9 protein-coding genes and 1 pseudogene are annotated in these 15,101 nt (G+C 65.3%); 4 read left to right on the top strand and 6 right to left on the bottom strand.

Going from position 1 to position 15,101, the window contains the following annotated elements; all coding sequences use genetic code 11:
- Positions 1-103 precede the first annotated feature (103 nt).
- The gene (locus B4N44_RS00895) at positions 104-4,879 is read left to right on the top strand and encodes a response regulator (protein ID WP_296695797.1); all 4,776 of its coding nucleotides are present in this window, start codon (positions 104-106) and stop codon (positions 4,877-4,879) included.
- A gap of 16 nt (positions 4,880-4,895) precedes the next feature.
- On the opposite strand, the gene B4N44_RS00890 is transcribed toward B4N44_RS00895, so the two are convergent.
- The 4 genes from B4N44_RS00890 to B4N44_RS00875 form a co-directional block, all read right to left on the bottom strand.
- Positions 4,896-5,669 (bottom strand): uroporphyrinogen-III synthase, encoded by a 774-nt coding sequence (locus B4N44_RS00890; protein WP_296695794.1) that lies wholly within the window; start codon positions 5,667-5,669, stop codon positions 4,896-4,898.
- Positions 5,669-6,598, bottom strand: coding sequence for a hydroxymethylbilane synthase (gene hemC, locus B4N44_RS00885; RefSeq protein ID WP_296695793.1), 930 nt, complete (start codon positions 6,596-6,598; stop codon positions 5,669-5,671). The genes B4N44_RS00890 and hemC overlap by 1 nt, the downstream gene beginning before the upstream one ends.
- Positions 6,599-6,925: 327 nt before the next feature.
- Positions 6,926-7,693, bottom strand: coding sequence for an NRDE family protein (locus B4N44_RS00880; protein ID WP_296695791.1), 768 nt, complete (start codon positions 7,691-7,693; stop codon positions 6,926-6,928).
- 241 nt (positions 7,694-7,934) lie between these two features.
- The gene (locus B4N44_RS00875) at positions 7,935-8,153 is read right to left on the bottom strand and encodes a hypothetical protein (protein WP_296695790.1); all 219 of its coding nucleotides are present in this window, start codon (positions 8,151-8,153) and stop codon (positions 7,935-7,937) included.
- A gap of 184 nt (positions 8,154-8,337) precedes the next feature.
- Here B4N44_RS00875 and B4N44_RS00870 point away from each other — a divergent pair, with 184 nt between their 5' ends.
- The 3 genes and pseudogenes from B4N44_RS00870 to B4N44_RS19850 form a co-directional block, all read left to right on the top strand.
- Positions 8,338-11,196: a 2-oxoglutarate dehydrogenase E1 component gene (locus tag B4N44_RS00870; protein ID WP_296695788.1), complete on the top strand. Its 2,859-nt coding sequence runs from the start codon at positions 8,338-8,340 to the stop codon at positions 11,194-11,196.
- Positions 11,193-12,458 (top strand): 2-oxoglutarate dehydrogenase complex dihydrolipoyllysine-residue succinyltransferase, encoded by a 1,266-nt coding sequence (gene odhB / locus B4N44_RS00865; protein ID WP_296695787.1) that lies wholly within the window; start codon positions 11,193-11,195, stop codon positions 12,456-12,458. The genes B4N44_RS00870 and odhB overlap by 4 nt, the downstream gene beginning before the upstream one ends.
- A gap of 365 nt (positions 12,459-12,823) precedes the next feature.
- Positions 12,824-12,916: pseudogene (locus B4N44_RS19850) on the top strand (DUF29 family protein); the annotation flags it as partial.
- Positions 12,917-12,970: 54 nt separating this feature from the next.
- Here the strand turns inward: B4N44_RS19850 and B4N44_RS00860 are convergent.
- Both B4N44_RS00860 and mpl read right to left on the bottom strand, forming a co-directional pair.
- Positions 12,971-13,594: a flavin prenyltransferase UbiX gene (locus B4N44_RS00860; protein WP_296695785.1), complete on the bottom strand. Its 624-nt coding sequence runs from the start codon at positions 13,592-13,594 to the stop codon at positions 12,971-12,973.
- 16 nt (positions 13,595-13,610) lie between these two features.
- A complete protein-coding gene (gene mpl, locus B4N44_RS00855) occupies positions 13,611-14,969 on the bottom strand; it encodes a UDP-N-acetylmuramate:L-alanyl-gamma-D-glutamyl-meso-diaminopimelate ligase (protein ID WP_296695783.1) in 1,359 nt (452 codons plus the stop codon).
- Positions 14,970-15,101 lie beyond the last annotated feature (132 nt).

Genomic DNA, 15,101 nt, shown 5'->3' with positions numbered 1-15,101 from the left:
TCTGCGCGCCCGATCTGCGATCGTCGGAGCCGCCTGTCTCGAATCCGCTCCGTGCAATCGCGACGCCGCGCCGGTACATGACCCGATCCGGACCGAGACCCTCTTGACCCGCAAAACACTCCTCCGAAGCATCGGCACCTCCGGCTGCGGATCGCGGCGCCTGTTGATGCGCGCGGCGATCGCCTTGGCGCTGTCGGTACTGATCATCGGATCGCTCGGAGCCTGGTGGTCGGTCGCGCTGGCGGATCGCGAGATGAAGGAGCGCTTGCTCCTGGAGACGCGGCTCTTGGCGCAATCGCTGAACGTCGAGCGTATCACCACCCTCTCGGCCGACCTCTCCGACCTCGAAAAACCCGAATATCAGCGTCTCAAGAAGCAACTCTCCGACATCGCGCGGACCGATCCGCGCTACCGGTTCGTCTATCTGATGGGCCGTCGGGCGGATGGGCAGTTGTTCATCTTCGTGGACAACGAGCCACCCGATTCCGAGGATTACTCGCCGCCCGGCGACATCTATGCGGAGGCGTCCGAGGGCGAGCGGGGGGTCTTCGCGACCGGCGACGAGCATGTGGAAGGACCGCTCGTCGACCGTTGGGGGACCTGGGTCTCGGCCCAGGCGCCGCTCTTCGAGCCGAGCCAGGCCGTCCAAGACGGCGTCGTGGCCGTGCTCGGCATCGACGTGGATGCGCGCACCTGGCGGGTCGAACTCGCGAAGGCCACCGTGCCGACACTTGTACTGACGCTCGCGCTGATCTTGATCCTACTGACGGGTACGGCCTTGCTGCTCGGGCGCGCCCGGCTCGACGCGCGTGTCGCGCACCGGTTACGGCACCTGGAGCCGGCACTGGCCCTGATCTTGGGGCTCGCCTTGACCCTCTTCGCTGCATGGACAACCCATCTACGCGAGGGCCATGCCCGCGACTGGTCATTCGCCCAATTGGCGAGCGCGCGTACCGAGGCGATCGCCGGAACCTTGCGCAACCTGCGCGACACCGAGCTGGAGGGGTTGGCGAGCTTCATCGAGAGTTCGGCGGTCGTCACTGCGGAGGACTTTGCCCGCTACACGACCTATCTCACCGACAATCCCGCCGTACGCGCATGGGGTTGGGCGCCGCGGGTGGACGCAGCGGACCGGGATGACTTCGGCGCACGGGCGGAGGCCGCCGGCATCGGGGACGTGCGGATCTGGCAAGAGGACGTACAGAGGGGGCGCGCACCCGTGACGGATGGCGACAATCACTACCCCGTCCTCTTCGTCGCGCCGTCCACGACAGCCAACGTCCAGGTGTTCGGTTTCGACCTTGCTGCGGATCCACAACGCCGTGCCGCCATCGAGGCGGCAACACTCAGCCACCTGCCCACGGCAAGCGAACCCATCACCTTCGTGCTGGAGCCAGGGAGCCCGAAGGGTATCCGTGTCTTTCAACCGGTCTTCGGCGACTCGGGCGATGTCCGCGGTGTTGTCGCCGCCGCGTTGCGCATGGGCACCCTTGTGCTGAGCGACGGACCGGACAAGGCCACGCGCCTGCAGATCGCTTATCTACACCGCTCGGGAGACTTCGAGCCGCTCGCATCGGATTGGAATCCGAATGGCCTGCTGCCCGTCGGGCCGTCGCTGACCCGCCTCATTCCGATCTTCGGTGAAGTCTTCGCGGTGACGGCCTACGCGGGTCCGGAGTTCATGAGCAGGCATCCCGTCAGGGCGGGATGGATCACGGCGCTCACCGGACTCGCCCTGACGGCCGCACTCGCGCTCGTGGTCGCTGTGCTGGCGCGTCGCCATGCGGGTTTGGTCGGTCTGGTCAACGCCCGTACGGAGGAACTCAACCGGTTCTTCATGACCGGACTCGACATGTTCTGCATCTTGAGCGCCGATGGCGTCTTCCTGCGCGTCAATCCGGAATGGGAGCGCGCCCTCGGCTACCCGCCCGAGGAATTGGAAGGACGTCGCTTCCTCGATTTCGTGCATCCCGACGACCGCGAGGCGACGAGCGCGGCACACGGGCACCTCGATGCACAGGGGACGATCCTGGATTTCGAGAACCGCTACCGCAGCCGGGACGGCGGCTACCGCTGGATCGAGTGGCGCTCCTTCCCCAGCGGGGAGCTGATCTATGCCGCTGCACGCGACGTGACCGGGCCCAAGCAAGCGCAGGCCGAGACCGCGCGACGGCTGAAGCTGGAAAGCGCTGCAGCCGCGATCTCCGCTCGTTTCGCGAGGGCCCGCCCGGAGAACTTCGACGCCATTCTCGATCAGGCACTCGAAAGGCTGGGCGAGCTCCTCGAGGTCGAGCGGGCCTACCTGTTCCGTTTCTCGGAGGACGGCGCGCGCATGACCAACACCCACGAGTGGTGTGCCCCGGGCATCGCATGCGGGATGGGACGTGCGCAGGACCAACCGGTCGAGGGGATCCCTTGGTGGAAGGCTCGGATGGCAGCAGGCGAGCCGGTCCTGATCCCCGACGTAGCCGCCCTGCCCGACGAGGCGGCAGCCGAGAAAGCGGAGCTTCTTGCTCAAGGCATCCAGTCGCTCTTCTGCCTGCCGATGGTCGACAGCGGCGGCCGGCTCGGCGGCTTCGTCGGCTTCGAGACCTTTCGCCCCGGACATACGTGGGCGGAAAGCGACCTCGGTCTGCTACAGCTTCTCGTGCAGGTCATCGGCAGCACCCTCAAGCGTCTGGACACCTTCGCCCGCCTTCAGGACAGCGAAAAGGCGCTGCAGAGAGAGACCCGCTTACAGGATCTCTTGATGGAGATCTCCGCAACCTATATCAGTCTGCCGCCGGACCGGGTCGATTCGGTCATCGAGACCTCGCTGGGGCATCTGGGCGATTTCGTCGGCGCGGATCGGGCCTACCTCTTCGACTACGATGCCGAACGGCACATCGTTATCAATACCCACGAATGGTGCGCGCCCGGGATCGAGTCGCAGATCGGCACCTTGCAGGCCGTTCCGACCGTCCTGATCGACGATTGGGTCGCGACCCATCGGGCAGGAGGCACCGTCTACGTCCCCGACGTGCTTTCGCTTGCACCCGAGAGCAGCGTCAGACAGGTGCTCGAGCCCCAAGGAATCAAAAGCGCGATCGCCGTACCGAGGATGGACGGGCAGCGGTGCCGAGGGTTCGTGGGTTTCGATTCGGTGCGCAAACACCATCGCTATTCCGATACCGAGCGGCGACTGCTGACGGTGTTCGCGCAGATGCTCGTGAACGTTCAGAAACGACGTGAAACGGAGGAATCCCTGCGACTCAGCCGCGAGCAAGCGGAGGCCGCCAGCCGGTTCAAGGGCGAGTTCCTGGCGAACATGAGCCACGAGATCCGCACACCGATGAACGCCGTCATCGGGCTGAGCCAGATCCTGTTGGGAACGGATCTGAACGACGAGCAGCGCGACTATCTGGGCAAGATTCACGACTCCTCGCGTCTGCTGCTCGGCATCATCAACGACATCCTGGATTACTCCAAGATCGAAGCGGGCAAGTTGGAGCTGGAGTCCTGTCCGTTTCGAATCGACCAACTTCTCGAGCAAATGGCCACACTCTTCGGCTCGGCGGCGGGCGAGAAGGGTCTCGAGCTGGTCTTCCGCGTGTCCCCCGAGATCCCGCGGACCCTGCTCGGCGATGCGCTGCGCCTGGGTCAGGTCTTGACCAACCTGCTTGCCAATGCGCTCAAATTCACCGAGCAGGGGACCGTCGAGGTCCGGATCACGCGACTGGGCGGAGATTACGATCAGGTACGCCTGCGTTTCCAGGTGTCGGACACCGGGATCGGCATGGACGCAGGACAGATCGAGCGCCTATTCCGAGCCTTTTCGCAAGCCGACAGCTCCACGACACGCAAATACGGCGGCACGGGCCTGGGATTGGTCATCAGCCGAAAGCTGGTCGAACGCATGGGTGGCGAACTCGCGGTCGTCTCCTCGCCCGGCGAGGGGAGTGTCTTTTCATTCGATCTGGTCCTGCCGGTCTCGCAGGAGGACACCGACCCGCGCGATGCACGACAGATCGCGGGCGCTCGAGTCTTGGTCGTCGACGACCACGCCGTCGCCAGAACCGTGCTCCGCGAGATCCTCGAGAGTTGGCGATGCCGGGTCGAGGAGACCGCGAGCGGGGCCGCTGCGGTGCAGGCCGTCATCGAGGCCGAGCGGATCGGCATGCCCTTCGATGTCATCCTGATGGACTGGAAGATGCCCGGCGAGCTCGACGGGCTGGAGGCCGTCCGGGAGCTGTACCGGTTGCGCAAAGAGGGCATCCTGACCGGTACCGAGACCCCGGCGATCATCGTCAGCGGCTATAACCGCGACGATCTGCCGCAAGACCGCTCGGGGCTCAACGGTTTCCTGGGCAAACCCGTGACCGCCTCGGCCCTGCTCGACACTCTGCTCGAAGCCCAGGGTGAAAGGCCGCAACCCGCCAAGCCCTCGCGACCGACCCGAGCAGCGGCGCCCTCGTTTGCCGGTGCGGAGATTCTGCTGGTGGAAGACAATGCACTGAACCAGGAGGTCGCAAAACGCATGCTTCAGCGCACGGGCGCCGTCGTGACCCTGGCCGAGCACGGCGGCGAAGCGGTCGAGCTGGCGACGACGCGAGACTTCGACCTGATCCTCATGGACCTGCAGATGCCGATCATGGACGGCTTCGAGGCCACCCGACGAATTCGTCCGGTGCGTCCCGATCTGCCGATCATCGCACTCTCGGCGGCGGTGATGGAGGCCGATCGGAACGATGCCCGAGAGGCGGGAATGAACGACCACCTGGCCAAGCCGATCGACACCGGTAAGCTCTACCGGACCCTCGCCCGCTGGCTGGGCCACCGTGACGACGCCGAGCCGAAGGGCGCAGCTGCGGAGGCGACCGACCCCGGATCCGATCCCTAGCGGCAGCCTCGTGCAGTCAATCGGCGGGGGCCGGATTCAGCGCACACAAGGCCCGCATGATTGCTGCATCCTCGGCGCGCTCGGCGACCTCGACCTGGACGAAACCCAACCTTCGGGCCTTCTCCGCAGTGCGTTCCGCCACGACCACCAAGGGCGTGGCGAGCAGGGAGGCACGGCCCGCGGGACCGAGCATTTCCATCAGATTCAGCATGATCTCGTCGCTGGTCGCGGTGACCGCGGCGACGGTCTCGATCCAGCGCGACAGCAGAGGAGCGGGATCGAACGCCGGACGCAGGCGACGGTAGACCTCGGCAAAGCGTACCTCGGCGCCGCGCGCACGTAGCGTATCGGCGAACAGGGCACGTCCGCCTTCGCCGCGGACGATCAGGACACGACGGCCGCGCATGTCGGCCAGCTCGGGCATCGCGAGCAGGGTCTCACTGTCGAAGCGTTGTTCCGGGACCAGCTCCGGTGCACGCCCCGCGTCGGTCAGCGCCTGTGCGGTTGCTCGCCCGACGGCAGCGACCTTGGCGGCGCCTGACCAGGATCCGTCCGGCACCAAGGCGAGCGCCTGCTCAACCGCGTTCGGGCTGACGAAATAGAGCATGTCCCAGGACTGCGCCAGCAGCGCGGCCGCCTCGCGCGGATCGGCGACCGGCGCGATCTCGATGCTCGGCACGCGGATCGCGCAACCGTTGGCCGCCTCGATCAGCCGGCAGAGCCCGTCGGCTTGGGCCGCGGGCCGGGTCACCAAGACGCCGCGTCCGCCGAGATCACAGGGCGCGGACATCACGGCTCCTGCAGTGCACTCAGGATTTCGCCGGCACCTTGGGCGAGCAGAGCGTCGGCGACTCGCGTGCCGATCGCCTCCCAGTCCTCGCGCGGTCCTTCGGATTCGGCGCGCAGGATCCGGGATCCGTCCGGCGTCCCCACCAACCCCTTGAGGACGAGTCGATGATCGCCCTCGATCAGTGCATGGCCGGCGATCGGAACCTGACAGCCGCCGTGCAGACGCGCATTCATCGCCCGCTCGGCGAGCACCCGGTCCGCGGTGTCGCGGTGATGCAGGGGCGCGATCAGAGCATTGGTGCGCGGATCCTCGCTGCGACACTCGATGCCGATCGCGCCCTGCCCGATCGCGGGCAGGCTGTCCTCGGGTGTGATCCTGCTGCGGATCCGCGACTCGAAACCCAATCGCATCAGCCCGGCGGCGGCCAAGATGATGGCGTCGTACTCGCCGGCATCGAGCTTGGCGAGACGGGTATTGACGTTGCCGCGCAAGGGTTCGATGCGCAGGTCGGGACGGCGGTCGGCGAGCTGACACTGGCGACGCAGGCTCGAGGTGCCGACACAGGCGCCTTGCGGGAGATCATCGAGGCCCTCGAAGCGATTCGACACGAAGGCATCGCGCGGATCCTCGCGATCCATGATGACGGCAAGATGGAGACCCTCGGGGAACTCCACCGGGACGTCCTTCATGGAGTGCACGGCGATATCGGCCACGCCCTCCAACATACCCTGCTCGAGCTCCTTCACGAAAAGGCCCTTGCCGCCCACCTTCGCCAATGGCGCATCGAGGATCTTGTCGCCCTTGGTGGTCATGCCGACGATCTGGATCTCGAGGCCGGGATGGAGCTTGGTCAGCAACCCGGACACATGCTCGGCCTGCCACATGGCCAAGGGAGATTTACGGGTGGCGATACGGATGATGTTCGACATGGTGGATCCTAAAGGGGGTCTCGATCGGAGACTGAATCGAAAACAGTGACGTACGATCACGCCCGCGCGGACGAGACCACTGGACCACGTCGGCGGCGAAAGGGTGGGATTGTGTCACAGCCGACGCGGGGATTCGAACCGGCTAAACCGCGTCTCGCAGCAACAGGGCTGCTCAAACCGTCTGTCAAGGCAGCAGGCACCCACGAACGACGGAACGGACGCAGTTTAAAGAATTGTTTTTAAATTCCTAAACTGCGTTCAGCGCGGATCCGGAGGTGTCCACCAGGGGCCGCAAACCGAGCCATCCCGCCCCACTCGGGACCCAGTTTAGTTGGGGACGCGGAGGAATTGGGCTTCATCCGGCCGCCCCTCCGCATGCAGCCAGATCGGCCAGCTGCCGTAACCCGGATAGAGCGGGATGGCGATCAGCGCCGAGGATCGCGTACCGAACCCGTCGGGTCGATCGAACGTCATGGCGTCCTCGGGTCCCGCATCCGGGCGACCCGGATGCGATGCCGGACCTTGATTCGATGCAAGTAGGTTCCGCCAGGCCGCCCAATCGTCGGCATCGGGATCCGGGGTCTGCGCCGCGACGAACCGCGGGAGATATTCGGCGATGCGCGGCTCACCGAGATCGTCGAGCTCGCTCGCACTCAACATGTGCAGACCGGGGACGATCGGGTGGACGCCGATGGCGTCGTCCCCTCCGTGACGCAGCCAATAGGCCGATCGCGGATCGGCCACCACCAGATTGAAGGGTCGATAGGCCGCGGGATCCAGATCCGCCAGCGCCCCGGCTGCCTCGCAGGCCTCGGCATGGTCGAGCGCCTCCAAGACCAGCTCGCCGCGACTGCGTTTGCCGGGCAGCGCCCCGAGCGTCCCCTGACGGTTCATGACCGCGGCGACAAGGCCATGATCATTGACCCCGAGCCAGCTCCCGCCGGACTCCAAATCGAGCCCGGCACGCATCTCCGGGCGGTCCGGCCAATGTCGGCCCGGCGGGCGGCTCGGCCGTGTGCGCATCTCGTCGCGATTGGCCGCGATCAAGACCGGCCAGGCATGACCCGGACGGCGCAGAATGACGAAGGTGCACATGAATTGAAACCCCTCGAGCTGGAGATCGCCCTGCGGTGCACTCTCGTCATGCGCCGTGGTGATGCGGAATCGCCCGTCTCAATGAACAACGGTCAAGGCGAGGTGCGCTTCGGATCGAATGAAACATCATTAAATTCTTACATTCGGATTCAGTCATTCGGAATGGACTCGATCGTCGCTCTTGCGCGGTAAGCCCAGCCCGCGGGGTGGACGAGCGAGTGGAAAGTTTGCCGATCCCCGATCAAACCGGTCGCGCGCGCCGGACCTGCGCGACCTTGGTCGAGACCGTTTCGAGCAAAAGCATGAACGCCTTGCGCTGGGTCAGTTGATTCGCGGTCTTCGGCTCGCCGATCATCTCCAGGCGCGCCTGGAAGTAGGCGATATCGGCTTCGAGCCGCGCCAAGCGGATACGACGACGCTTACGCTCGCTCAGGTCCGCCGCGGAGTCGTGCATGTCCATGTGAGCGCCGGCCCCGTCGATCACGGCGGAGGAGACGACAGACCCGAGGATCGGCGATGATGTTTGCCCGGTCCTTGTCGCGCGACGCCGGTTGGCCTGAACCGCCTTGCCAAGCACTTCGGGACTTGTGTTATAAACATCGATGATCCACGTATAAAATCAACCCAGAGAAACAACACCGAGCATGAGCGCAATCCTCGAGCTGTTTCGCAGTTCCGGCGCCCTTTACGGCGGCAACGCAGCCTTTATTGAAGACCTTTATGAACGCTATTTAAAGGACCCGGAGAGCGTCGATCTCGCTTGGCGCGAGCGCTTCCATGTCATGCACAAGGAGGCGGCCAACGAGGTCGCGCACGGCCCGGTGCGCGAGAACTTCCTGCGGCTCGCCCAAGAAAGTCGTACGCGCGCTCGCACACGATCCACCGAGCGGCTCGAGCCCGCCGCCGCGGAAAAACAGGCTGCCGTACTCTCCCTGATCAACGGCTACCGCTACCGCGGACATCAGGTCGCCAACCTCGACCCGATCAAGCTGCGCGACATCCCCAAGATCGCGGACCTGGATCCGGCCTTCCATAACCTGGAGCCGGACGACATGGACCAGGTGTTCCATACAGGCTCGCTCTACGCCCCGGATCGCATGCCGCTGCGCGACATCATCGCGATGATCGAGCAGATCTACTGCGGTACGGTCGGCTCGGAGTACATGCACATCACCGACACTCAGGAGAAGCGCTGGATCCAGAAGCGGCTCGAGGGTTATCGCGCGATACCCGAGATCGACACCGCCGATCGGCGTTGGCTCTTGACCCTGCTGACCGCCGCCGAGGGCTTCGAGAAGTATCTCCACCAGCGCTATGTCGGCCAAAAGCGCTTTTCGCTCGAAGGCGGCGACGCTCTTATCCCGATGCTGGACGAGCTGATCCAGCGCGCCGGACGTAAGGGCCAGAAGGAGATGGTCATCGGCATGGCCCATCGCGGGCGGCTCAGCGTGCTGACCAACATCTTCGGCAAACCGCCTCAGGACATCTTCGACGAGTTCGAGGGCCGGGTCCAGATGAATTGGCGCCAGATGGCCGGCGACGTGAAGTATCACATGGGCTTCGCCACCGACATCGACACCCCCGGCGGCATCGTCCATCTGGTATTGGGCTTCAATCCCTCGCATCTCGAGATCATCAACCCAGTGATCGAGGGCTCGGTGCGCGCGCGCCAGCGGCGGCGCCACGACCGCAGCGGCGATCAGGTCCTGCCCGTGCTCATCCACGGCGACGCCGCCTTCGCCGGCCAAGGCGTGGTCATGGAAACGCTCCAGCTCTCGCAGACGCGCAGCTACGCCACCGGCGGGACTGTGCACATCGTCATCAACAACCAGATCGGCTTCACGACCAGCAACCCGCTCGACACGCGCTCCACGCTCTACTGCACCGATGTCGCCAAGATGGTCCAGGCGCCGGTCTTTCACGTGAACGGCGACGATCCGGAGGCCGTCATCTTCGTCACGCGCATGGCGCTGGACTTCCGCAACCAGTTTCACAAGGATGTCATCATCGACCTGGTCTGTTACCGACGTCTCGGGCACAACGAGGCCGACGAGCCCGCGGTCACTCAGCCGATGATGTACAAGAAGATCCGCCGGCATCCGACCCCGCGTGCCGTCTATGCCGATCGCCTGGTCGCCGACGGTATCCTCTCCAAGGAAGACGCCGATGCCATGGTTGCGGATTATCGCGACTCCATCGAGCAAGGCGTGGTGGTCGCACGCCCGGTCCTGTGCGGGCTCGACCATGCCTACCGCGTCGATTGGGGCTTCTGCCGTGGCACGGACTGGGATCAAGACGTCGACACGGGTGTCCAGGTCGAGAAGCTCCGCGAGCTCGGCGACGCCATGCTGCGCGTGCCCGAGGGCTTCGAACTCCACCCCCGGGTCGAGAAGCTGTGGGAGGAGCGGCGCAAGATGGCCCAAGGGGATCAACTCCTCAACTGGGGCTTCGCGGAGAATCTGGCCTACGCCACCCTCCTCGACGCGGGCACCCCGGTGCGCCTGTCCGGACAAGACGCCGGGCGCGGGACATTCTTCCATCGCCACGCCAAGATCCACGACCAAGTGACCGGCAACGCCTACACCCCGCTGCAGCACATCGGCGAGCATCAGGGTGCCTTCATCGCGATCGACTCGCTCCTGTCCGAGGAGGCGGTGCTGGCCTACGAATACGGTTTCGCAACCGCGGAGCCGAACGCGTTGACACTCTGGGAGGCCCAGTTCGGGGACTTCGCCAACGGCGCCCAGGTGGTCATCGATCAGTTCATCACCTCGGCCGGGACCAAATGGGGGCTGTGCTGCGGGCTCGTGATGCTGCTTCCGCACGGACTCGAGGGCCAGGGCGCCGAGCATTCATCAGCCCGTCTGGAGCGTTTCCTGCAACTCTGCGCCGAGCACAACATCCAGGTCTGCGTGCCGACCACGCCCGCTCAGATGTATCACCTGCTGCGCCGCCAGATCGTCCGCGACTATCGCAAGCCACTGATCGTCATGACACCCAAGAGCCTGCTGCGCCATCGTCTCGCGGTCTCCGCGCTCGACGAGCTGATCAGCGGTCATTTCCAGACGGTGATCCCGGAGATCGACCCGATCGAGCCCGCGCAGACCGAGCGCGTGGTCTTCTGCTGCGGTAAGGTCTACTTCGATTTGCTCGAGGCGCGGCGTGCGCGTGGCCTGACGAATGTCGCCATCATCCGCATCGAGCAGCTGTATCCCTTCCCCAAGGAGCACTTCGACCGCGCGCTCGAGGCCTACGCCGCGACCGAAGAGATCATCTGGTGCCAGGAGGAGCCGCAGAACCAAGGCGCCTGGGACCAGATCAAACATCGCTTCCACAACCTGATGCAGGACGGCAAGCGGCCTTACTATGTCGGCCGTCCATCCTCCGCCGCACCGGCCGTCGGCCACCGCGCCGCGCATGTCGAGCAGCAGGAACGGTTGATCGACGAGGCCCTGACCGGGCACTTCAACCCCAGCATGAATAAAAGGATCCCGCCACAATGAGCAGTGAAGTCCGTGTCCCCGCCCTCCCCGAGTCGGTTGCCGACGCGACCGTCGCAACCTGGCACAAACGCCCGGGCGATCCGGTCAAGCGCGAGGAGAACCTGGTCGATCTGGAAACCGACAAGGTCGTGCTCGAGGTCCCCTCGCCGATCGACGGCATCCTCGGCGAGATCATGGCCAACGAGGGCGATGTCGTCGCGTCCGATGCCGTGCTGGCGCTGATCGAGGCGAGCGGCGCCGGCGCAACACCGCCGGCACGCGAGACATCGCCGCCGCCGGCCAAGGCCGCACCTGCCGCCGCACCGGCCAAAGCCGCATCGCCGAGCCCGACGAAGGTCGCGCCGGCCGGCACCGAGCCACAGGTCGCCCCCGCTGCGCGCCGCCTGGTGAAGGAGCTGAATCTCGACCCGCACGCGATCCCGGGAACCGGCCGCGACGGGCGTATCCACAAGGCCGACGTCATCGCCTATCTCGACGAGCGCGAGCAGACAGCGCCGGCAAAACACCCGGATTTGACGCCCGCGTCGCCCCCACCCAGCCCGAGCCTCACCGGCGAGGCCGGCCGCCCCGAGCAGCGGGTTCCCATGACCCGTCTGCGTGCCCGCGTCGCCGAGCGTTTGGTCCAGGCCCAGCAGAATGCGGCCATGCTGACCACCTTCAACGAGGTCGATCTGAAGGCCGTTCTCGCGCTGCGCAGCCGCTACAAGGACCAGTTCGAGAAGACCCACGGGGTTCGGCTCGGCTTCATGTCCTTTTTCGTGAAGGCCGCGGTGGAGGCACTGCAACGCTTCCCGGTGATCAACGCTTCGGTGGACGGGGACGACATCATCTATCACGGTTATTACGACATCGGCATCGCGGTCAGCTCACCGCGCGGCCTGGTCGTCCCGATCTTGCGCAACTGCGATCAGCTCAGCATGGCCGATGTGGAGCAGGGCATCGTCGCCTTCGGAGAAAAGGCGCAGAACGGAAGCCTCAGCTACGAAGAGCTCACGGGCGGCACCTTCTCGATCACCAACGGCGGGGTCTTCGGCTCGCTGCTCTCCACACCCATCCTCAACCCGCCGCAGAGCGCCATCCTGGGGATGCACAAGATCCAGGAGCGTCCGATCGCCGATAAGGGCGAGATCAAGATCGCACCCATGATGTATCTGGCCCTGACCTACGACCACCGGATCATCGACGGACGCGAAGCGGTGCAGTTCCTGGTCAGCATCAAGGAGACGTTGGAGGATCCGGCGCGGTTGCTGCTGAGGATCTAAACCGCGCCCGGCGCGGTATGCGACGTTTTTGGATGGCATCGGTCCCGGGGGACTTGACAACCGCTGGAGTCGGCGCGGCTGAATAAGCCCGGATGCGGCTCAGAGAACACTTGCCCGTTTCCAGTGTGGACAAGCGCTGTGGAGCCCCGCGCCAACGCTGGTGGACCGCGCTGCGCTTACCCCCCTACAGCGCCGATCAGCAAGGCTGGCAGGTGGATGAACGCGGCCCCCGATCGATGAGGTAAAGGAAGGTTTTCCGATGAGCGACCTGGACCGACTGTACGAGCAGGACTATTCCGCCTGGGCAGCGCGGACAGCCGCCCTGCTGCGCCAGCGGCGATTCACCGAGCCGGGAGCTGGACGACATGGGCAGGAGTCAGCGACATGATCTGGTCAACCGTTTGCGCGTGCTGCCCGCCCATCTTCTCAAGTGGCAGTTCCAATACGGCCGACTGTCCGAGCGTTGGGCGGACTTCGAAAATGCTCGGTACGTCCGTCCCGTGATCGCGGCGCTACTCGCCCCAACGTGCCGTGAGCCGATGCGGCACGTCCAGATGATCCAGGATTCGCGCCACCATGAAATCCACGATCTGCTCCACCCGCGTGGGCTTGAAGTAGAACCCGGGATTGGCCGGCATGATCACCGCACCGGCGCGCGCAAGACGCAGCATGTTTTCCAAGTGGATGGCCGTGAAGGGTGTCTCGCGGATCACCAGGATCAGCTTGCGTGACTCCTTCATGGTCACATCCGCCGCGCGATCGATGAGCGAGGTCGAGACACCTGCAGCGATGCTCGCCAGTGTGCCTGTCGTGCAGGGGCAGATGACCATGGCATCGGGCGGGTTGCTGCCGCTCGCGACCGGCGCGGTCCACTGCTGGCGACCGAAGACACGCAGCTGTCCCGGTTGCGCCTCGAAGTAATTCAGAAAGAAGGCCTCCGCCTCGGCCGGCCGGGCCGGCACCTCCAGATCTGCCTCCATCTTCAGCACGACCTGCCCGGCTTGGGAGATCAGCAGATAGACCCGCATCCCGGCGGCGAGCAGACACTCGACCAGACGCAGCCCGTACTGGGATCCGGAGGCCCCGGTCAAGGCGACCGTGATCGTCTTGGGCCAATCTTGAAGCGGTTCGGACATGCGTGATCCGTCGTCCCTAGCGCGCCCGCGCCAGACCGTCCAGGAGCTTTTGGTGGATCCCGCCGAAACCGCCGTTGCTCATGACCAACACCTGATCGCCCGCACGACACTCGGCGACCACCGCGGCGGCGAGTGCGTCGAGATCCGCATGCACCGCCGCACGCTGCGCAAGCCCCGCGAAGACGGCCGCGGCATCCCAACCCAGGTCCGCAGGTGCGAAGACGAACACCCGATCGGCCGCATCGAGCGAGGCGGCCAGCTCGCGATTGTGAACACCCAGACGCATGGTGTTGGAGCGCGGCTCGAGCACGGCGAGTATGCGCTGCTCGCCGACACGACGGCGCAAACCCTGCAGCGTCGTCTCGATGGCCGTCGGATGATGGGCAAAGTCGTCGTAGACACGCACACCCGCGACCTCGCCGCGCAGCTCCATGCGACGCTTCACACCCTTGAACCTGCTCAGGGCAGCGATCCCGGCACCGACAGGAACACCCGCATGGCGGGCTGCGGCCAAGACGGCGAGCGCGTTGTTCACGTTGTGCAGACCCGTCTGACCCCAGTCGACCTCGCCCAGCGGCCGAGCGTCGAGCATCACTTCAAAGCGTGAGCCGTCCGGTGCGAGCAGCCGAGCGTTCCACCGCCCCGCCGCGCCGAAGGACTCTGCGGGGGTCCAGCAGCCCATCGCCAGAACCTCGTCGATCGCGGGCTCGGCGCCCGGATGCACGATCAGGCCGCGACCCGGAACGGTGCGCACCAGATGATGGAACTGGCGCTGGATCTGGCCGAGATCGTCGAAGATATCCGCGTGGTCGAACTCGAGGTTGTTGAGAATCAGGGTGCTCGGTCGATAGTGGACGAACTTGGAGCGCTTATCGAAAAAGGCGGTGTCGTACTCGTCCGCCTCGACCACGAAAAAGGGTGCGGAGCCCAGCCGCGCGGACAGCCCGAAATCCAGCGGCACGCCGCCGATCAGGAAGCCGGGCGCAAGACCGGCGTCCTCCAGGACCCAAGCGAGCATACTCGCGGTGGTGGTCTTGCCGTGCGTGCCCGCCACGGCCAGCACCCAGCGGTCGGCCAACAGATTCTCGCGCAGCCATTCGGGACCCGAACAGTAGCGCAGAGCGCGATCCAGCATGGACTCGACCGCCGGAATGCCCCGTTTCATGGCGTTGCCGACCACCACCACATCGGGCGCCGGCTCGAGGTGACTCGGATCATAGCCCTCCATCAGGGCGATGCCGGCCGCCTCGAGCTGGGTACTCATCGGAGGATAGACGTTGGCGTCCGAACCCGTCACTTGGTGACCGAGCGCACGCGCCAGCAGGGCAATGCCGCCCATAAAGGTTCCGCAGACACCCAGGATATGCAGATGCATCTGTGTTTGAATTCCTTAAATCGCGCCCGGCGCGATACGCGTCGTTTGTTGGATTGGCTTGGCCGCGCCGGCTCCGACACATGTCGGAGCCGGCGCGGTTTAAGGTATAAAAAAAGGTGATTAGCGTCGTGC

Origin of the sequence: Thiocapsa sp. UBA6158, assembly GCF_002423035.1 — a bacterium.
Lineage (GTDB): Bacteria > Pseudomonadota > Gammaproteobacteria > Chromatiales > Chromatiaceae > Thiocapsa.
This window is presented reverse-complemented; position numbering and strand designations above follow the sequence as displayed.